We start from the raw sequence: 983 nt of genomic DNA, 5'->3' as shown, positions 1-983 counted from the left end.
TCTGCTTTTGGTGTTCAGTTTCCTGATTTTGAGGGACTTTTTTCTGCTGCTGATGAGGAAGAAAATTTAATCGCAAACGCAACAGAAGCACTCCAACTTTATTGTGAAGATATAGATAGAGTGCCTATTCCTTCAAAATTTGAAGAAGTCATACAACGGAAATCTGTCAAAACAGCTTTGTCAGAAGGAGCTTTTTTAATACAAGTTCCTTTTATTGAAAATGATTCAGAAGTCATACGCACAAATATATCAATTGAACGAGGGCTTTTACGTGCAATTGATAATTGTGCACAAAAGAGAGGTTTAACAAGATCTGCTTTTTTGGCAACAGCAGCCCGTCACGAGCTTAATATTTAGCTCATCAATCTGGAAAAATTTCTCACTCTCGATTTTTTTACAAAAGCGTGTAATTGCATATGATCCGCAAACTATTAATGAAAATCAAAAGGCGGCAGGCAAACAAAACGCTATAGTTAAGAGGGATATAGCTATCATTGATATTATATACATGGCATCTAATATTTCTGGACCTGTCATTGCCTTTCCCTCCTATAATAATTTCACAATAATTTATAAAATCTAAAATGTTTTAGAAAATTTTATATATTCTATTTTAAAATAAAAAATATAGATTTTTTTGTTGGCATGGTGTAAAAAATTGCATTTAATGACGATACTGCACTAGTCGTATTGCGTCTAAAATTCAAAAATATCCCCAAAATTCAGTAAAATGTCAACTTGAAGCGTGGCTAGAAAGCCCTGTTTTCTAGATAATTCTGACTAATCAATTTTTCACAGAATAAAAATCAATAATTGACTAATTATGTCATTAATTATGACTCAAAAGGAGCAATGATGAAAGCTGTCATCACTAAGCCAATGTGTGTTGTTGGCGACAATAAAAGCACTGTTCGCTTTGAACCATCAACACCCAATAATCCATTTGTTGAAGTTTCCAATCAAGTCTACGCACGTCTCAAGCG

1 protein-coding gene is annotated in these 983 nt (G+C 33.4%); it reads left to right on the top strand.

Going from position 1 to position 983, the window contains the following annotated elements; translation table 11 throughout:
* The coding region (locus ACFINY_RS09755) for a type II toxin-antitoxin system HicB family antitoxin (protein ID WP_375612680.1) at window positions 1–357 on the top strand (357 nt) is incomplete at its 5' end.
* Between the last annotated feature and the right edge of the window lie 626 nt (window positions 358–983).

The organism is Bartonella sp. AA23NXGY, assembly GCF_042197165.1.
Taxonomy (GTDB): Bacteria; Pseudomonadota; Alphaproteobacteria; order Rhizobiales; family Rhizobiaceae; genus Bartonella.
Note: the sequence above shows the minus strand (reverse complement) of the source record. Positions and strands in the feature narration are given on the sequence as shown.